Source organism: Rugamonas apoptosis, assembly GCF_014042355.1.
Taxonomy (GTDB): Bacteria; Pseudomonadota; Gammaproteobacteria; order Burkholderiales; family Burkholderiaceae_D; genus Rugamonas; species Rugamonas apoptosis.
In genome coordinates this window covers 112,120-130,343 of record NZ_JACEZU010000009.1, presented here as the reverse complement: position 1 = coordinate 130,343, position 18,224 = coordinate 112,120, and the positions used below count along the sequence as shown (strand labels likewise).

Below are 18,224 nucleotides of genomic sequence, written 5' to 3'. Positions count from 1 at the left end.
GACCGCCGTGCTGGTGGCGCTGCTGCGCTACGGCGCGCAGTGAGGCCGGTATGGACGCCGCGACGTTCGCCCTGGTCCTGCGCTGGGCACACTTCCTGGCCGGTGTGGTATGGGTCGGCCACAATTATTCGAGCGTAGTGCAGCGCCCGAACTATGTGCCGCTGCAGGCATCCGACTTGATCGGCGACACCAGCGCGCGCTTCCAGGCCATGCTCAATCGTGAACACGGCGTGTTCCGCTGGGCATCGGTGGTGACCTGGAGCGCGGGGCTGCTGATGCTGTGGCAGCGAGGCGCGCTGCCGGCCGCCTTGCACCTGCATGGCGGCCAGGCGCCGATCGGCATCGGCATGTACATCGGCACCCTCATGATGCTGAACGTCTGGTTCGTACTGTGGCCCCATCAACGCAAGGTGCTGGGCCTGGTGCCGGCACCCGTCGAGGAACGCTTGCGCTGCTCGCGCATTACCCATCTTTCGTCGCGCACCAATACCATGCTTTCCGTGCCGCTGCTGTTCTTCATGGCGGCCGGTGCGCACGGTGGCGTGCCGTTCGCATGAGCGCCCGCTACAACTTCGCGGCCGGCTCGTCCGAAATGCCGGCCGCCGTGCTCGAACGCGCACGCACGGAGCTGTTCGCGCGGGCGGATGACGACGGCAGCACCGCGTTCGAGCGGCCGTTCACCGGCGCCACGTTCGGCGCCACGCTGGCGCACGCGCGTGCGCGCCTGAAGGATTTGCTGGCGGTGCCGGACAACTATCACATCCTGTTCCTGGCCGGCGGCGCCACCCAGCAGTTTTCCATGGTGCCGCTCAACTTGCTGGGCAACGCGGCGCACGTCGCCTACGCCGACTCCGGCCACTGGTCGCAGCGCGCAATCGGCGAGGCGGGCCGCTACGCCGCCGTCACCATCGCCGCCCGCTACCAAGGCGAGCGGCCACTGGCGGCGCCGCCGCTGTCGCCCTGGCGTTTGCCGGACGACTGCGCGTACTGCCACATCACGCCCAACGAAACGGCGGACGGTATCGCCTATCCGGCGCTGCCCGATTGCGGCGCGGTGCCGCTGGTGGCCGACGCCACCTCCTGCCTGTTGACGGCGCCGCTGGACGTGAGCCGCTTTGGCCTGTTGTACGCGGCGGCGCAAAAGAACCTGGGCATCGCCGGCATGACGGTGGTGATCGTGCGCGACGACCTGCTGCGGCGCCCGGCCCTGCTGGTGCCGTCCAGCTGCGATTACCGCGTGCAGGCCGCGCAAGGCAGTCGCGCCAATACGCCGCCCACCATCGCCATCGTACTGGCGGGCATGATGTTCGACTGGATCGTGCAGCAGGGCGGGCTGGCCGGAATGCAAGCGTGCGGCCAACGCAAGGCGGCCTTGCTGTATGACGCGATCGACACCAGCGCCGGGTTCTTCCGGGCCCCCGTCGCGCCCGGCCACCGTTCGCCCGTCAACGTCCGTTTTGAGCTGGCCTATCCCGCACTGACCACGCCATTCATTGAATACGCGGCGCAAAACGGACTGCACAATCTGCGGGGCCATGGCGCGTTTGGCGGTGTGCGCGCCAGTTTGTATAACGCCATGCCGGAGGAGGGCTTACGCGCGCTGATCGCCTGCATGGCCGATTTCACGAGGAATCACGGATGAACGATTGGCTGCGCGCCCTGCGCGAACGACCGGGGCTGGCCGGCGGTGTTGACCGCGACGGCAGCCGTGCCGCGTCGCTGCTGGCTTGCGGTTTCGCCGGCGTTGAATTCGGCACCGCCGCGCCGCTGCCCGGCGAAGGCGGACAGCCCGGTGTGGCGGCGCTGGTGCAACGGCTGACGGCGGTGGTGGCGCAGCCGGGCCGGGCCCGGATCGGCATTGGTCTGGGGATGAACGCTGGTATGGCGCCCGAGGCGTTGGGCGCGCAATGGCTGGCGGGGATGCGCGCCGCCTGGCCGGTGGCCGATTACCTGTGCTTCAACCTGAGCGCCGCCGCCTATCGTCCCTTGCTGCGCCCCGAGTACGACGGCGTGATCGCGGGCGCGCTGGCGACTGTGGCCGCCGAGCGTGCCCGGTTGACGGCGCGCATGGGCCGGCGCGTTGGCTTCGTGCTGAAGTTGCCGCTTGACGGCCCACGTCCCAGCGCACCCGCGCGTGCGGCGCTGGAGTCGGGCTTTGATGCCTTGGTCACGGTGTTGCCGGAACATGCAGCGCGGCTGGACTGGTTGCAGGGCTGGGCCAGGGCCAAGGGCCGCGCCACGCTGATCGCCGTGGGCGGCATGCGCAGCGCGGCGGATGTACGGGCCGCGCTGCAGGCCGGCGCCGGCGGCATCCAGGTCCATCGCGCCTTCGTCGAGCACGGTGACGCATGCATCGCGCCGCTGCGGGCCGGGTTGGCATCGGCGCCATCCGTGAACTCATGATAATCGCGAGGCGTATCTGGCTGGCCGCCGTTGGCGTGCCGGCCTGGTGGCCGCGATACTGATCACAGGTGCAGCATATCGCTGGCCATCCATCGAGGAGATACACAATGAACTGGGAAACCCCCGCCTACTGCGAAATCCGTCTTGGCTTTGAAGTGACGGCTTACGTCTACACCCGCTGAGCGTGACGGGAGGCGGCACCTGCGCCGCCTCCTTTCCTTTACTGTTTTTTTGCGAGCGCATCATGTCCCTGTCCGATCACGCCATTCCCCGGCTCGCGCCGCACTATGTATTTCGTTGGGAGGAGAGCCAGGCCGCCTGGCTGCTGCTGTATCCCGAAGGACTGGTCAAGCTGAATGGCTCGGCCAGCGAAATCCTGCAACGCTGCGACGGGCAACGCGACGTGGCGGCCATCGTGGCCGACCTGCGGCTAGCCTTTCCCGGCACGCCGGACGAGGTGCAACGGGGCACGCTGGCCTTTCTCGATGTGGCGTGCGGCAAGGGCTGGCTGCGGCTCTGAGATCACACGTCCAGCAAGCCGCTGCGCAGCGCCACCATCGTCATTTCGGCCGCGTTGCTGATGTTGAGTTTTTGCTTGATGTGATACAGGTGGGTGCCCACCGTGCTGGGACTGAGGTGGAAGTCCTGCGCCACCGCGTTCACGGAACGCCCTTGGGCCAGTTGCAGGAAGACCTGCATTTCCTTCTCCGTCAGGGCGCCGGCGGGATCGGCGTCGCCGGACAGATTGGCCAGCGCCACGGCCTGCGCCAGTTCCGGATCGAGGTAGCGCCGTCCCTGGCTGACCTGGTGCACGGCCCGTACCAGTTCGTCGGGCTGGCAACGTTTGCTCAGGTAGCCCAGCGCGCCGGCCTTGAGTGCGCGCATCGGCACGATGCTCTCGTGATAGGCCGACAGCATCAGCACCCGCGCGCCCGGCCGGTGCGCCAGCAAACGTGACAGCGCGGCCAGGCCGCCCATGCCGGGCATCGAGATATCCATCACCAGCACGTCCGGCGTGGCCTGCTCGAACTGGACCAACGCCGCTTCGCCACAGTCGGCCTCCAGCACCCGGGCGGCGCCGGCGCCTTCCAGCAGCAGCCGGAATCCCATGCGTACGATGGCATGGTCGTCGGCCAGCAGGATCGTCAGCTTGTTCAATAATGTGTTCATCGATGTCGCTCCGGTGTCAGCTTCCATTGGTTTCGTCGAGCCGCACGCCTAGCGCCGGCAGCCGCGCGCACAGGCGCACGCCTTGTCCGGCCTGGCTCGTGATCGACAGTTCGCCCCTGAGCGCGAGGGCGCGCTCGCGCATGCCGCGCAATCCAAAGCCGCGCGGCTGGGCGGCGCCGGGCGGCAGACCGCGTCCATCGTCGGCCAGCGTCAGTTCCAGCCAGTCGCCATCGTGCTGGCGGCACAGCCGCAGCGCCACTTGCACCTGCGCGGCGCCCGCGTGGCGCGCCACGTTGGTCAAGCCTTCCTGCAGGATGCGCAGCAGCGCCAGGGCCACCGTGTCATCCACATGCGCGCTGTCGCCACAGACGTCCACTTGCAGCGCCAGTTGCGGGTAATGCCGGTGCCATAGCGACAGGTGGCGTTGCATGGCCAGGTTCAGGTGTTCCGTGTCGCCGCATGACGGGCGCAGTTGCTGCAGGATGTGGCGTATGCCTTGCTGGATGTCGTTGGTGACGGCGATGATGCTTTGCGCATGGCCGTGCAGCGCGGCCTGGCCGGCCGTGCGCTGGACGATGGCGCCGGCCAGCGCGCGCACGGCCGTGATGCCCTGGGCCAGTTCGTCGTGCAGCTCCTGGGCGATGCCGCGCCGCTCGCGTTCGAGGCGGCTCTGCATCAGCTGCGCCAGCTCGCATTCGCTGTACAGGCGCACGTTGTCGCTGACGGCCAGCTCGAGGCGGTCGGCCATGCCGTTGTAGGCGTGCGCCAGCAGGTTCAGTTCACGTGCCGCGTAGACCGGCAGGCGCAGGTCGTGCCGTCCGCGCCCGGTGCGTTCGAGCGCGCCGCGAATCTGCTCCAGCGGCGCCAGGGCGCGGTCGAGCAGGCGGCGGATGGCCAGGAACAATAGCGCCAGCAGGGCGCAGGCCCATAGCATGATGTTCTGCGCGCTGTCCCATGCGTCCACGCTGGCGCGCGAGGGATCGGGTGTCAGGATCAGGGTCAGTCCACCGGCGACGATGCGGCGTGGCTGTACGTGCGGATCGATCAGGCGGGCGAACCAGGCTGGCGCGGCGCGTCCGGCCTTGTAGCGCGGCCCTGGCGACACGTACAGCACCTGGCCGCTGGCGTCGAACGCGCTCAAGGCATTGGCCCGGATGCGCCCTGCGGCCCGCACCCGCGCCAGCAATTGCTTGTTTGCAGCGGCGTCCGGCCTGGCATTCAGCTCGCCGGCGAGGACGGTCAGCCATTGTTCGCAGACCCGGGTGCCGGCCGTGATTTCCTCGTCGATGCTGGCGCGCGTGTCTTGCAGCCAGAGCGCACCGAGTGCCAGCGTCAGGCAGGCCGAGACGGCCGTCAACAACAGGCTGATACGGGTGCGCAGACTCAGCTGCCCGAAGCGTGCCGGCTGGCGTCGTGTTTTCGCTGTCTTCGCTGTCTTCGCAGTTGTATCGCCCATCGCAGCCTCCTTCCAGTGGAGGGGCATGCAAGATTTGTACCGTTGGATTCAGGCGGGGCAGGGGGGGAGGTTTGTGCCAATTCGTCTCAGCACCTTGTTCAGTTCCGGCACATCGCTTGCGCCGCGGGACAGGATGGGCTGGCCAGTATGCTGGCCGCAAAAACAAACCCCCGCGACACGGCGGGGGTTTGTGGTACCTGCCCGGCGGCCGGTCAGTGGAAGTGCTCGGTGCCCGTGGGCGCGTCTTCCGGCATTTCCGCGTGGGCCAGTTCGCCCGTGGGGTCGGCGAACAGGGGCGCGCCGCAGTCGTCGCAGAACTCGACCACGTAACGCTCGTTGTGCTTCTTCACCACCGTCACGCCAGCCTCGTTCAGGCAGCGCACGATCTCGTCCACCGGCGTCACCGGCTTGCCCAGCAGCCCTTCGGCGCCGGCCTGGCCCGGACCTTCGGGCGGCGTGCCTTCCTCGTCTTCCTGGCCGTACAGCGGCCACACCACGCCGTAGATCACGTCCGTGGCCTGGCGCTGAGTGAAGGCGATGCGGTACTCGTCGATCTGGCCATCGGCCGATTCCTCGCCGAAGCCGGCGATCACGGCGCGCAGCTCGGACGGTTCCAGCGACAGCGTGTGGGTCAGGTAATGCACGGCGGCGCGGATCGACACCGGGCGGATCAGCTTGTCCGCTTCACGGCAGCCCATGTAATACGCTTCCGGCAGCAGCAGTTCGATGCCGCAGCCGGGCAGCAAGCGTGCCACGGTCGGCATGGCCTGGCTGCGCCACTGTTCCAGCGCGGTCGCGCGTTCGGCGCTGAAGTTGGCCTGGTTGGCCGGCATCTGCCAGCGGAACAGGGGGGCGCCGGTGGGCGCCACCACGGCCACCAGCAGGTAGCGGGTGTCGGCCAGAAAGGGCGCCGTTTCCGGGATCTTGGTTTCCGCCTTCAGCGTGGAACCCTTGAGCGCGGCCTGGCCCAGCTTGAGCGTCTTGCCGTAGGTTTCCACGTGGGTGCGCGGCAGCTGGTCGATCGAATACAGCGTGGGCGACATGGCCATCTGCGTGCCATCGGCCAGCAGGTGGGCCGAGAAGTGGGTCGACAGCGTGCCCAGAATATCGGCCGGGATGGGGCCGGAGGCGATCGCGAAGCGGGTCCAGGCCAGGATGGGGGCGGCCACCAGCAGCACGTCATACTGATGCGGCACACCTTCCACGTCCTGGGTGATGGTGACGGACTCGCTGACCGCCTCCACGCCATCCATCAGCACGTCGTAGGCGTTCAAGTCTTCCTTGAACAGGCTGCTCAACGTGGTGTCGATGGTGTCCTGGTGGCCGGTCTTGAGGAGTTTCTGGAGCTGCGCATCGAGGCTGTGTTCCCAGGCCCGCTCTTCGATACGGCTGGCCGCCTGCCCCACTGCCTGGGCATAGGCGACGAGGCGTTGGCTCTCGGCAGACAATTTATGGGATGAATCTTTTGATGGACGACGCATAGCGCAATAAAGCTCTCGATAAGGTGAAAAAAAGCGGAGGAGATATCAGTCAGGCAAATGATAACCCTTATCCCCCGTATTGTAGTGGATTCGCTGGATAATCCAGCAATAGTACCCGGCCCGGCGGAAATTTTCAGGCGGCCGGGAACGCAGCGCCCGCGCCGTGCATCTAACGTGGCATGAACCCCAACCAGCTGACAGGAATTTCCACCATGCAGCCAGACCTGAAACCGCCGCCGCCCGGCTGGTCCGACGCCGAACTGGCGCACCGCGTGGCCGCCGGCGAACGCGAAGCCTTCACCGTGCTGATGCGGCGCCACAACCGCAGCCTGTACCGCGCCGCGCGCAGCATCCTGCGCGACGATGCCGAAGCCGAGGATGCGCTGCAGGATGCCTATCTGCTCGCGTTCGGCGCCATCGGCCAGTACCGGGCCGACGCCAAACTGGGCACCTGGCTGACCCGCATCGTCGTCAATGAAGCGCTGGCCCGCGCCCGGCGCGGCCGCCGGCGCGCCGAAGTGATCCAGTTGGATGGCATGGCCGAACCAGGGGAGGAACAGGATATGAGCAACGGCGAGCGCGAATCGCCCGAAAACGCCGCCATGCGGGCCCAGATGCGGTTGTTGCTGGAGCAATCCATCGACCAGTTGCCGGACGCCTTCCGCACCGTGTTCGTGCTGCGCGCGGTGGAGGAGATGAGCGGCGAGGAGGTGGCGGCCTGCCTGGGCATCCCCGAAGCCACCGTGCGCAGCCGCTTTTTCCGCGCCCGCAGCCTGTTGCGCGCGGCGCTGGCGCAGCGGGTCGATGTGGCGCTGGAAGACGCCTTCGCCTTCGACGGCGAGCGCTGCGACCGCATCGTGGCGGGCGTGCTGGCGCGCCTGTAGCGAAGCGCCTGTAACGATTTCACGTAGTACGTTCACCAAGGAGAATCACCATGTCTTTTCTGACCAACCATGATGGCGATGTGCTGTCCCAGCCCAAGCCCCGGCGCCTGTTCCTGGGCCAGTCCGGCCTGTTGTTGTCGGGGGCGGCCGTGGCCCTGCTGGCCGGGCGCGACGCGCTGGCAGCCAAGGGCGCCGCCACCCCGTCCGACATCCAGATCCTCAACACGGCGCTGGGCGCGGAGCTGGAGGCGGTGGCCGCCTACCAGCTGGGCGCCGACAGCGGCCTGCTGCTCAAGCCCACGCTGGACCTGGCCGTCACGTTCCAGGGCCACCACAAGGCCCACGCCGGCATCCTGTCGTCCACCATCATCAAGCTGGGCGGCAAGCCGGTGGAAGCCAAGGCCAAATACAACTTCCCGGTCGATACGCTGAAAACCCAAACGGACGTGCTGCGTTTCGCCGCCGGGCTGGAGAAGGGCGCCGTGAGCGCCTACCTGGGCGCGGTGCCGCTGTTCCGCGACCGCGAATTGGCCAAGGCTGCCGCCAGCATCCTCGGCGACGAGGCCATGCACTGGGCCGTGCTGCGCAACGCGCTGGGCGAGGAACCGGTGCCAGCCGCCTTCATGGGCTGATCCCAAACGCTGCCCCCAAACGAAAAAACGCCGGACGAATCCGGCGTTTTTTACGTGGCGACTGGCGCCGATCAGGCGACCAGCAACTGGCGCAGCACGAATGGCAGGATGCCGCCGTGCTTGTAGTAGTCGACTTCGATCGGGGTGTCGATGCGCAGCAGCAGCTGCACTTCCCTGGTCGAGCCGTCGGCGCGGTGGATCACCAGCGTGGCTTGCTGTTGCGGCTTGATTTCGCCTTCCAGGCCCTTCAGGTCGAAGGTTTCCTTGCCGGTGATGCCCAGCGATTCCACACTGTCGCTGCCGAGGAACTGCAGCGGCAGCACGCCCATGCCCACCAGGTTGGAACGGTGGATGCGCTCGAACGAACGGGTGATCACGGCCTTCACGCCCAGCAGCTGGGTGCCCTTGGCGGCCCAGTCGCGCGACGAGCCGGTGCCGTACTCTTCGCCGCCGAACACCATGGTCGGCGTGCCTTCGGCCACGTACTTCATGGCCGCGTCGTAGATCGACATCTGTTCGCCGGATGGCTGGTGGATCGTGATGCCGCCTTCCACGGCCGAACCGTCGGCCTTGGCCGGGATCATCTTGTTCTTGATGCGCACGTTGGCAAAGGTGCCGCGCATCATGATCTCGTGGTTGCCGCGGCGCGAGCCGTAGGAGTTGAAGTCGGCCTTGGTCACGCCGTTGGCCAGCAGCCATTTACCGGCCGGGCCGTCTTCCTTGATCGAACCGGCCGGCGAGATGTGGTCGGTGGTGATCGAATCGCCGAACACGCCCAGCGCGCGCGCGCCCGTGATGCCGGTGGCGGCCGCTTTCGGGGTCATCTCGAAGCCGTCGAAGAACGGCGGCTCGGCGATGTAGGTCGAGGCCGGCCAGTTGTACACCTGGCCTTCGGTGGAGGATACGTTCTCCCACAGCTTGCCCGGATTGCCCTTGACGTCGGCGTAGTTAGCCTTGAACACTTCCGAGTTCATGGCGAACTTCATCAACTTGGCGATCTCGGCCGAGGTGGGCCAGATGTCGCCCAGGTAGACGTCGTTGCCGTCCTTGCCCTTGCCCACGGGCTCGGTCATCAGGTCCACCGTCATGTTGCCGGCGATGGCGTAGGCGACCACCAGCGGTGGCGAGGCCAGGAAGTTGGAACGGATGTTCGGGTGGATGCGCGCTTCGAAGTTGCGGTTGCCCGACAGCACGGCCGAGGCCACAATGTCGTTGGCGCTGATGGTGGCGTTCAGTTCCGGGGTCAGGTCGCCGGCGTTACCGATGCAGGTGGTGCAGCCGTAGGCGGTGACGCCGAAGCCCAGTTGCTCCAGGTAGGGCAGCAGCTTGGCGGCCGTCAGGTATTCGGTCACCACGCGCGAGCCGGGGGCCAGCGAGGTCTTGATGTGCGGCGCCACCGTCAGGCCCGCTTCCACGGCCTTCTTGGCCAGCAGGCCGGCGGCCAGCAGCACGCTCGGATTGGAGGTGTTGGTGCAGGAAGTGATGGCGGCGATCAGCACGTCGCCGTTCTTCACGTTCACGCCATTGCTGGTGGTGTAGGTCTGGCCCAGGTCGGCGGCCTTCTTGTTGAAACCATTTTCAGTGGTCGGTTTGGAGAACAGTTCGATGAAGTTGTTCTTGACGTTGCCGATTTCGATACGGTCCTGTGGGCGCTTGGGGCCGGCCAGCGATGGCGTCACGCTGCCCAGGTTCAGTTCCACCACGCGGGTGTAGTCGATCTGGCCCGCTTTGGGCACGCCGTACAGGCCCTGCGCCTTGAAGTAGCTGGCGAAGGCGTCGATTTCAGCCTTGGTGCGGCCGGTGCCTTCGAAGTATTCGACGGTGGCGTCGTCCACCGGGAAGAAGCCCATGGTGGCGCCGTATTCCGGGGCCATATTGGCGATGGTGGCGCGGTCGGTCAGCGACAGCGTTTCCGTACCTTCGCCGAAGAATTCGACGAACTTGCCGACGACTTTCTCTTTGCGCAGCAGTTCGGTGATGGTCAGCACCAGGTCGGTGGCGGTGCAGCCTTCGCGCAGCGCGCCCGTCAGGTTGACGCCGATCACGTCCGGAGTCAGGAAGTAGACTGGCTGGCCCAGCATGCCCGCTTCGGCCTCGATGCCGCCCACGCCCCAGCCGACCACGCCGATGCCGTTGATCATGGTGGTGTGGGAGTCGGTGCCGACCAGGGTATCGGGGTAGTAGACGCCGTCATTGGCCTTGTGCACGCCGCGCGCCAGGTATTCCAGGTTGACCTGGTGCACGATGCCGAAGCCCGGCGGCACCACGCCGAAGGTGTCGAACGCTTGCATGCCCCACTTCATGAACTGGTAGCGCTCGTTGTTGCGCGAGAATTCCAGCTTCATGTTCAGGTCCAGCGCGCCTTTTTCGCGGAAGTGGTCGATGGTGACCGAGTGGTCCACCACCAGGTCGACCGGCACCAGCGGTTCGATCTTCTTGGCGTTGATGCCCATCTTGTTGGCCACGTTGCGCATGGCGGCCAGGTCGGCCAGCAGCGGCACGCCGGTGAAGTCCTGCAGCACCACGCGGGCCACGACGAAGGGGATTTCATCGGTGCGCTCGGCGGTGGCGCCCCAGCTGGCCAGCTGCTTGACGTGTTCTTCCGTCACCTTCTTGCCGTCGCAGTTGCGCAGCACCGATTCCAGCACCACCCGGATCGACACCGGCAGGCGCGAAATGTTGGTGCCCAGGCTCTTTTCCAGGGCCGGCAGCGAGTAGAACTTGCCTTTCTTGCCGGCGGAAATGGTGAAATCCTTCAGCGTGTTCAGAGTGTTGCGGGACATGACTTCTCCTTCGGGGGTTCGTCTATTATTGATCGCAAAAAAAAGGTACAGCGCGGCGCCAGAGTTGGCGCCGCCAGTGCTCAAGGCGTGGATTACAGCTTGGCGTCGTTGGCTGGCGTGGCCAGGCCGACGGTCTTGCTTTGTTCAGCGTTGCGGCATTCGTTGGCCAGCTGGTGGCCGCCCTTGGAGTCCAGCAGCATGCTCTTGGCGGGGATGCCGATCCACACCAGGCCCAGCAGCTTGTTCTCGAAGCGCTGGGCGCCGGTGGTGGTGCCCACGCGGGTCAGGCGCAGCAAGCGCTTTTTCCAGCGCAGCGCGATGTGGCCGTCGTCGGCATCATTCTTGTACAGGGTGACCTTGTTGCCCAGTTCGCAATCGAAATCGACCACGGTGGAGCCGGAGACGGACGGTTCGTCCGCATCCTCGTCGCCGGTTTTCGGCGCGGCCGCTTCGGTCTTGCTGACTTTGTGCTTGGCGGGCTTTTTCACTTCGGCCTGGGCACTGGTGGCCAGGGTCAGGGAGGCCAGCGCGAGGCTGCATGCCAGGAAAAGTTTAGAGATGGACATGTTTATGCCTCCTTCGTAAGGTCGCTGGGACCATTGTTGATCATGGCGGCGACCGACTCGGGCAGGGTCAGCCCGGCCAGTTTAGCTCGCTGTAAAACGGTCCAATAATATCGGTAGCTGGCACGGTCGTGCAAGCGTCCATTCAACGAGATCGGCCCCCATTGCACCTGGGCCGCCTCGTGCAGGATGGCGGCCGCCTCGTGCACTTCCGACACCCGCGGCGTAAACGCCTTGATCACGGGCTTGATCTGGCTCGGATGGATGCTCCACATGCGGGTGTAGCCGAATTCGGCCGCCGCGCGCTGGGCGTCGTTGGCCACCACGGCCGTGTCCTTGATTTCCGTCGTCACGTTGTGCGACGGCACCTTGCCGTGGGCGTGGCAGGCGGCGGCGATTTCCAGCTTGGCGCGCACCACCAGCGGGTGCACGAACTGGCCGGGCGTGCGCATGGCGTTGCCGGGCACGGCGCCGTAGTGGGCCGAGACAAAGTCCATGATGCCGAACGACAGGCATTCCACCTGGGGCAGGGCGGCGATGGCGTGCACGTCGTGCAGCGCGCCGTGGGTTTCGATCAGCACATGGATCGGCAGGCCGGTGCGGCCGGCCGCCTTGGCGTGGCGGTTGACGAGGGCGATGGCGTCCTTGGTTTCGCGCGCGCTGTTGACTTTGGGCAAGACCAGATAGGCCAGCTTGGAGGCGGCGGCGCAGATGATGGCCACGTCGCGCGCGAAGTGGGGGCTGGCCACGTCGTGCACGCGGGCGCCGATGCGGTTGAACTTGTTGTCGTCGGAAGCGAGCAGTTCGGCCACCAGGCGCGCGTGCGCCTCCTCGTTGCCGGCGCTGGCGCCGTCCTCGCAATCGAGGGTGATGTCGAACAGGGGGCCAAGCTCTTGTTGCAAAGCAATCGACTTGCGCATCAGCTTTTCGGAGCCGGCGTAATGGTCGCAAACGGGCAGCAACAACGGCTGGCGATTGCCCTGGAATAAAACCTCGGATGGATGCATGCGGGTGGGGGGAGTGGAAGAAGGGGAGTCTAAATGCAAACCCGCCGCGTCGCTCGGGGCGGCGCGGCGGGTGCGGCGGATCGGTTGTTTAACCGGGTCCACGGGAGAGCATTACGGCAGCAGGTGCTTGACGCCTTCGCGCTCTTCGGTCAGTTCCTTCAGGGTCAGGTTGATGCGCTCTTGCGAGAATGCATCGATTTCCAGACCTTGAACGATCTTGTATTCGCCGTTTTCCGTGGTGACAGGGAAACCGAACACGGTGCCTTCAGGGATGCCGTAGGAACCGTCCGAAGGAACACCCATGGTGGTCCACTTGCCGGCCGTGCCCAGTACCCAGTCGTGCACGTGGTCGATGGCGGCGTTGGCGGCCGAAGCAGCCGACGACAGGCCGCGCGCTTCGATGATGGCGGCGCCGCGCTTGCCCACGGTTGGCAGGAAGGTGTTGGCGTTCCATTCCTGGTCGTTGATCATGTCCTTGACCGATTTGCCGCCCACGGAAGCGAAACGGTAATCAGCGTACATGGTTGGCGAGTGGTTGCCCCACACGCACAGCTTCTCGATGTCCTTGACGGCGGTGCCGGTCTTGGCGGCCACTTGCGACAGGGCGCGGTTGTGGTCCAGGCGCAGCATGGCGGTGAAGTTCTTCGCTGGCAGCGAAGGGGCCGATTTCATGGCGATGTAGGCGTTGGTGTTGGCTGGGTTGCCGACCACCAGCACTTTCACGTTGCGCGAAGCGACGGCGTCCAGCGCCTTGCCTTGCACCGTGAAGATCTGGGCGTTCGCTTCCAGCAGGTCCTTGCGTTCCATGCCTGGACCACGAGGACGGGCGCCCACCAGCACGGCCACGTCGGCGTCCTTGAAGGCGGTCATTGGGTCGGCGTGGGCGGTCATGCCGGTCAGCAGCGGGAACGCGCAGTCGTCGATTTCCATCATGACGCCTTTCAGCGCTTTCTGGGCTTTCTCGTCATTGATTTCCAGCAGTTGCAGGATCACAGGTTGATCCTTGCCGAGCATGTCGCCGTTGGCGATACGGAACAGCAGGGCGTAGCCGATCTGGCCGGCGGCGCCGGTCACTGCAACACGCATTGGGGTTTTAGCCATGATGAATCTCCAAGTTGGGAATGAAAACGTTCTGTCTAAGCTGGTGACAAGCTGACGCCGGTCCGGGAAAACAGTAATGATACCAAAACCTGCGCCGTTCACGGGGCCATTGTTGCTGCCGTGCCTGGCGGTGTTCAGCTGTGCATGGCGGCGGTCGGGCGTTGCTTTTCGGGATGCCTGGGCCGGGTCGATGGGGGCGTCGGCACAGGTCCTGAAAACGCTAGCCTGGCGAGTGTAGGCGCGTCGAAAGCATCTGTCAATCCTATCTTATGTCTTATATAAGACACATAACTCGGAGTGGTTTTGCTGGACGAATAGGGGGTTTTGTGGTGAAATCGTGGTCTATGAACCCCGTCCCGCCCAACCAAAACCAGAACAACACAGCCGCCAGCGGGACGGCCAGTCCGGCCGCGAGCCCGGCGTCGGCAACGGGCAGTTCGCCCACGTTTTCGCCACTTTACCAGCAAATCAAGGCGCTTATCACGCAAAGCCTGCAGTCGGGCGAGTGGAAGCCGGGTGAGCTGATCCCCAGCGAGGTGGAACTGGCCAACCGTTTCAAGGTCAGCCAGGGCACCGTGCGCAAGGCCATCGACGAGCTGGCCGCCGAGAACCTCGTCATGCGGCGCCAGGGCAAGGGCACGTTCGTGTCCACCCACCACGAGGCGCGCGCCCATTTCCGCTTCCTGCGCTTGATGCCCGACGAGGGCGTGCCGCACTATCCGGAAAGCAAGATCATCGAAGTCAAGCGTATCCGCGCCCCGGCCGATGTGGCCCGGCTGCTGGACCTGAAGACTGGCGACGCCTTGATCTTTATCAAGCGCGTGCAATCTTTTGACGGCGTGCCCACCATCGTCGAGGAATTGTGGCTGCCGGGGCAAACCTTCAAGGGCCTGACGGCCGAACGCCTGATGGAATACAAGGGCCCCATGTACGGCCTGTTCGAATCGGAATTCGGCACCCGCATGATCCGGGCGGCAGAAAAGATCCGCGCCGTGTGCGCCGACGGCGCCGCCGCCGAGCTGCTGGGGATCGCGGAGGGCACGCCCTTGCTGTGCGCCGAGCGGGTGTCATTCACCTACGGCGATAAGCCGGTCGAGCTGCGGCGCGGTTTGTACCTGACGGCGCACCACCATTACCAGAATGAGCTGAACTAAGAATGAGCTGAACCCAGCGACCAGAATCGAGACAGGGGCGCCGTTCGCGGCGCCTAACCAGCCAGCCGCGCCGGTCATTCAAGGTGTTGCTGGACTGATAATACGATGAGCTACCAAAGGTGGCCGCCCGACAGTGTTTTAAAACACTATTTTCGTTATATGTAGGAATAGATATTGGTGGTTGCTGCGAAATAAGCGAAAATCGCAGTCTCGCAACATTTTGTCTAAGATCAAAGGGAGGTTTGTTATGTCAGAAGCCGTCAGGGAAGCGCCTAAAAAGGAACGGCCCGAATTTCGTAATATCCACGTTACGGAATTGTCCAACTACCGTATGCCTTTAGCCAGCATCGTCTCCATCCTGCACCGCATCAGCGGCTTCATGATGTTTGCCCTGCTGCCTTTCGTGCTCTACCTGCTGCAGCAAAGCCTGCTGTCTGAAATGACGTTTGCCTACCTGCAAGGCATCGCCTCGCAACCGATCGTCAAACTGATCATCCTGGCCCTGGTCTGGGGTTATATGCACCACTTCTGCGCCGGCGTGCGCCACCTGTTCATGGACCTGCACTTCGGCCTGGACAAGCTGTCGGCCCGCCACTCGGCCGCTGTCGTGCTGGCAGTGAGCCTGTCCCTGACCGCCCTGGTCGCCCTCAAATTGTTCGGAGTTTTCTGATGGCAAATAACAATATCGGCCCCAAGCGCCTCGTCGTGGGCGCGGGCTACGGCCTGAAAGACTGGCTGGCGCAGCGCATGACCGGCATCCTGATGGTGGTCTACACCGTCACCCTGCTGGTGTCCTTCTTGACCGGCAGCAACTTCAGCTATGAAGGCTGGGCTGGCCTGTTCGCCCAACAATGGTTCAAGCTGTTCAGCGCCGTGACCCTGTTCGGCCTGTTCTACCACGCCTGGGTTGGCGTGCGCGACATCTGGATGGACTACGTCAAAGCCGTCGGTCTGCGTCTGACCCTGCAAATTGCCACCATCCTGTGGCTGATCGCGTGCGCGTTCTACGCAGTGCAAATTCTCTGGAGTGTCTAATCGTGGCAGCAATCAAATCTGCAATCCCAACCCGCCGCTTTGACGCGGTAATCGTCGGCGCCGGCGGCTCCGGCATGCGCGCATCCCTGCAACTGGCCGAAGCCGGTTTGAACGTGGCGGTGCTGTCGAAAGTGTTCCCGACCCGCTCGCACACCGTGGCGGCGCAGGGCGGTATCGGCGCCTCGCTGGGCAACATGGCCGAGGACAACTGGTTCTGGCACATGTTCGACACCGTCAAGGGCGGCGACTATCTGGGCGACCAGGACGCGATCGAATTCATGTGCCGCGAAGCACCGAAGGTCGTGTACGAGCTGGAACACTTCGGCATGCCGTTCGACCGTAACCCCGACGGCACCATTTACCAGCGTCCGTTCGGCGGCCACACCGCCAACTTCGGCGAAAAAGCCGTGCAGCGCGCCTGCGCCGCGGCCGACCGTACCGGTCACGCCCTGCTGCACACCCTGTACCAGCGCAACGTGCGCGCCCGCACCCACTTCTTCGTTGAATGGATGGCGCTGGACCTGATCCGCGACGCCGACGGCGACGTGGTCGGCGTGGTCGCGCTGGAAATGGAAACCGGCGAATGCATGATCCTGGAAGCGAAGACCACCATCTTCGCCACCGGCGGCGCTGGCCGTATCTTCGCCGCTTCCACCAACGCCTTCATCAACACCGGCGACGGCATGGGCATGGCGGCGCGCGCCGGCCTGCCGCTGCAGGACATGGAATTCTGGCAGTTCCACCCGACCGGCGTGGCCGGCGCGGGCGTCTTGATCACCGAAGGTGTGCGCGGCGAAGGCGGTATCCTGATCAACTCGGAAGGCGAGCGCTTCATGGAACGCTACGCACCGACCCTGAAAGACCTGGCGCCACGCGACTTCGTGTCCCGTTCGATGGACCAGGAGATCAAGGAAGGCCGCGGCTGCGGTCCGAACAAGGATCACGTGATGCTGGACCTGCGCCACATCGGCGCCGACACGATTCAAAAGCGTCTGCCATCGATCCTGGAAATCGGCCACAAGTTCGCCAACGTGGACGCCACCAAGGAACCGATCCCAGTCGTGCCGACCATCCACTACCAGATGGGCGGTATTCCAACCAACATCCACGGCCAGGTCGTCACCCCGGCCGGCGACGGCAGCCAGAAAGTGGTCAACGGCCTGTACGCGATCGGCGAATGCGCCTGCGTGTCGGTGCACGGCGCCAACCGCCTGGGCACCAACTCGCTGCTGGACCTGGTGGTGTTCGGCCGCGCGGCCGGCAATCACGTGGTCGCGTCGAACCTGAAGCAGAAGGAAAACAAACCGCTGCCGAAGGATGCCGCCGACTACGCGATGGGCCGCCTGAACAAGCTGGAAACCTCGACCGGCTCGGAAAAAGTGCAGGGCGTCGCCAACGACATCCGCGCCACGATGCAGAAATACTGCGGCGTGTTCCGTACCGACGACCTGCTGAAGCAGGGTTACGACGAAATCATGAAGCTCGACGAACGCCGCAAGCACGTCTCGTTCAAGGACAAATCCAAGGTGTTCAACACCGCCCGCGTGGAAGCGCTGGAACTGGACAACCTGATCGAAACGGCCAAGGCCACCATCACTTCGGCCGTGGCCCGCAAGGAATCGCGCGGCGCCCACGCGCACAGCGATTTCCCTAACCGCGACGACGACAACTGGATGAAACACACCCTGTGGTTCTCGGAAGGCAACCGCCTGGAATACAAGCCAGTGGTCACCAAGCCGCTGACGGTCGATACCTTCAAACCGAAACCACGTACTTTCTAAGGGTCAGAACATGGCACGCACTCTCAAATTCAAGATTTACCGCTACGATCCTGACCAGGACAGCAAGCCTTACATGCAAGACCTGACGGTCGAGCTGAAAGACACCGACAAGATGCTGCTGGACGCGCTGCAGCGCATCAAGTCGGACGTGGACGATTCGCTGGCCCTGCGCCGCTCCTGCCGTGAAGGCGTGTGCGGTTCGGACGCCATGAACATCAACGGCAAGAACGGCCTGGCCTGCACCACCAACCTGAACGAGCTGACCGAGCCTATCGTGCTGCGTCCGCTGCCTGGCCTGCCCGTGATCCGCGACCTGATCGTCGACATGACCCAGTTCTTCAAGCAGTACGACTCGATCAAGCCGTTCCTGATCAACGACTCGATCCCGCCCGAGAAAGAGCGCCTGCAGTCGCCCGCCGAGCGCGAAGAGCTCGACGGCCTGTACGAGTGCATCCTGTGCGCTTGCTGCTCGACCTCGTGCCCGTCGTTCTGGTGGAATCCGGACAAGTTCGTCGGCCCGGCCGGCCTGCTGCAAGCCTACCGCTTCATCGCCGACTCGCGCGACGAAGCCACCGGCGCGCGTCTGGACAACCTGGAAGATCCATACCGCCTGTTCCGCTGCCACTCGATCATGAACTGCGTCGATGTTTGCCCTAAGGGTCTGAACCCGAACAAGGCGATCGGCAAGATCAAGGAATTGATGGTACGCCGCGCGATCTAAGCGCGGCCTGGCAGGTTCCCTCGCGGGCGGCGCTGGCCGCCGCCCGCTGTAGT

At 64.8% G+C, this 18,224-nt stretch carries 19 protein-coding genes; 12 read left to right on the top strand and 7 right to left on the bottom strand.

Annotated elements, in window-relative coordinates; all coding sequences use genetic code 11:
* The first annotated feature begins 50 nt into the window (after positions 1-50).
* The 5 genes from H3H39_RS18570 to pqqD all read left to right on the top strand — a co-directional run bounded on the left by H3H39_RS18570 (position 51) and on the right by pqqD (position 2,923).
* On the top strand, positions 51-557 hold the full coding sequence (locus H3H39_RS18570; protein WP_182155258.1) for a urate hydroxylase PuuD: 507 nt from the start codon (positions 51-53) through the stop codon (positions 555-557).
* On the top strand, positions 554-1,642 hold the full coding sequence (gene serC, locus H3H39_RS18565; RefSeq protein WP_182155256.1) for a 3-phosphoserine/phosphohydroxythreonine transaminase: 1,089 nt from the start codon (positions 554-556) through the stop codon (positions 1,640-1,642). The genes H3H39_RS18570 and serC overlap by 4 nt, the downstream gene beginning before the upstream one ends.
* Complete coding sequence (locus H3H39_RS18560) at positions 1,639-2,403, top strand: dihydroorotate dehydrogenase (RefSeq protein ID WP_182155255.1); 765 nt, start codon at positions 1,639-1,641, stop codon at positions 2,401-2,403. The genes serC and H3H39_RS18560 overlap by 4 nt, the downstream gene beginning before the upstream one ends.
* A gap of 107 nt (positions 2,404-2,510) precedes the next feature.
* Complete coding sequence (gene pqqA, locus H3H39_RS28530) at positions 2,511-2,585, top strand: pyrroloquinoline quinone precursor peptide PqqA (protein ID WP_182155479.1); 75 nt, start codon at positions 2,511-2,513, stop codon at positions 2,583-2,585.
* A 62-nt stretch (positions 2,586-2,647) separates the two neighbouring features.
* Positions 2,648-2,923, top strand: coding sequence for a pyrroloquinoline quinone biosynthesis peptide chaperone PqqD (gene pqqD, locus H3H39_RS18550; protein ID WP_182155253.1), 276 nt, complete (start codon positions 2,648-2,650; stop codon positions 2,921-2,923).
* Between the two features lie 2 nt (positions 2,924-2,925).
* On the opposite strand, the gene H3H39_RS18545 is transcribed toward pqqD, so the two are convergent.
* From H3H39_RS18545 to H3H39_RS18535, 3 genes are all read right to left on the bottom strand, one after another.
* Positions 2,926-3,573 carry a response regulator gene (locus tag H3H39_RS18545; protein ID WP_182155251.1) on the bottom strand — a complete coding sequence of 216 codons (648 nt, stop codon included), beginning with the start codon at positions 3,571-3,573 and terminating at the stop codon, positions 2,926-2,928.
* Between the two features lie 16 nt (positions 3,574-3,589).
* Positions 3,590-5,029 (bottom strand): sensor histidine kinase, encoded by a 1,440-nt coding sequence (locus H3H39_RS18540; RefSeq protein ID WP_182155250.1) that lies wholly within the window; start codon positions 5,027-5,029, stop codon positions 3,590-3,592.
* 212 nt (positions 5,030-5,241) lie between these two features.
* On the bottom strand, positions 5,242-6,510 hold the full coding sequence (locus H3H39_RS18535; RefSeq protein WP_182155248.1) for a DUF2863 family protein: 1,269 nt from the start codon (positions 6,508-6,510) through the stop codon (positions 5,242-5,244).
* Positions 6,511-6,722: 212 nt separating this feature from the next.
* Between H3H39_RS18535 and H3H39_RS18530 the strand changes: the two genes are divergently transcribed.
* Positions 6,723-7,394, top strand: coding sequence for an RNA polymerase sigma factor (locus H3H39_RS18530; RefSeq protein WP_182155246.1), 672 nt, complete (start codon positions 6,723-6,725; stop codon positions 7,392-7,394).
* Positions 7,395-7,444: 50 nt separating this feature from the next.
* Positions 7,445-8,026, top strand: a complete 582-nt coding sequence (locus H3H39_RS18525) for a ferritin-like domain-containing protein (protein WP_182155244.1) — start codon at positions 7,445-7,447, stop codon at positions 8,024-8,026.
* Between the two features lie 71 nt (positions 8,027-8,097).
* On the opposite strand, the gene acnA is transcribed toward H3H39_RS18525, so the two are convergent.
* The 4 genes from acnA to H3H39_RS18505 form a co-directional block, all read right to left on the bottom strand.
* Positions 8,098-10,809 carry an aconitate hydratase AcnA gene (gene acnA, locus H3H39_RS18520; protein WP_182155242.1) on the bottom strand — a complete coding sequence of 904 codons (2,712 nt, stop codon included), beginning with the start codon at positions 10,807-10,809 and terminating at the stop codon, positions 8,098-8,100.
* Between the two features lie 92 nt (positions 10,810-10,901).
* Positions 10,902-11,375, bottom strand: a complete 474-nt coding sequence (locus H3H39_RS18515) for a hypothetical protein (RefSeq protein WP_182155240.1) — start codon at positions 11,373-11,375, stop codon at positions 10,902-10,904.
* 2 nt (positions 11,376-11,377) lie between these two features.
* Entirely contained in the window at positions 11,378-12,379 is a 1,002-nt protein-coding gene (locus tag H3H39_RS18510; RefSeq protein ID WP_182155238.1) for an HpcH/HpaI aldolase/citrate lyase family protein, read from the bottom strand.
* A gap of 111 nt (positions 12,380-12,490) precedes the next feature.
* Positions 12,491-13,480, bottom strand: coding sequence for a malate dehydrogenase (locus tag H3H39_RS18505; RefSeq protein ID WP_182155237.1), 990 nt, complete (start codon positions 13,478-13,480; stop codon positions 12,491-12,493).
* A gap of 344 nt (positions 13,481-13,824) precedes the next feature.
* Between H3H39_RS18505 and H3H39_RS18500 the strand changes: the two genes are divergently transcribed.
* The 5 genes from H3H39_RS18500 (at position 13,825) to H3H39_RS18480 (ending at position 18,171) form a co-directional block, all read left to right on the top strand.
* Positions 13,825-14,634 (top strand): GntR family transcriptional regulator, encoded by an 810-nt coding sequence (locus H3H39_RS18500; protein ID WP_182155235.1) that lies wholly within the window; start codon positions 13,825-13,827, stop codon positions 14,632-14,634.
* 247 nt (positions 14,635-14,881) lie between these two features.
* Positions 14,882-15,304 carry a succinate dehydrogenase, cytochrome b556 subunit gene (gene sdhC / locus H3H39_RS18495; RefSeq protein ID WP_182155233.1) on the top strand — a complete coding sequence of 141 codons (423 nt, stop codon included), beginning with the start codon at positions 14,882-14,884 and terminating at the stop codon, positions 15,302-15,304.
* The gene (gene sdhD, locus H3H39_RS18490; protein WP_182155231.1) at positions 15,304-15,669 is read left to right on the top strand and encodes a succinate dehydrogenase, hydrophobic membrane anchor protein; all 366 of its coding nucleotides are present in this window, start codon (positions 15,304-15,306) and stop codon (positions 15,667-15,669) included. Before sdhC ends, sdhD begins: the two co-directional genes overlap by 1 nt.
* Positions 15,670-15,671: 2 nt before the next feature.
* Positions 15,672-17,450: a succinate dehydrogenase flavoprotein subunit gene (gene sdhA / locus H3H39_RS18485; protein ID WP_182155229.1), complete on the top strand. Its 1,779-nt coding sequence runs from the start codon at positions 15,672-15,674 to the stop codon at positions 17,448-17,450.
* Between the two features lie 10 nt (positions 17,451-17,460).
* Entirely contained in the window at positions 17,461-18,171 is a 711-nt protein-coding gene (locus H3H39_RS18480; protein WP_182155227.1) for a succinate dehydrogenase iron-sulfur subunit, read from the top strand.
* Positions 18,172-18,224 lie beyond the last annotated feature (53 nt).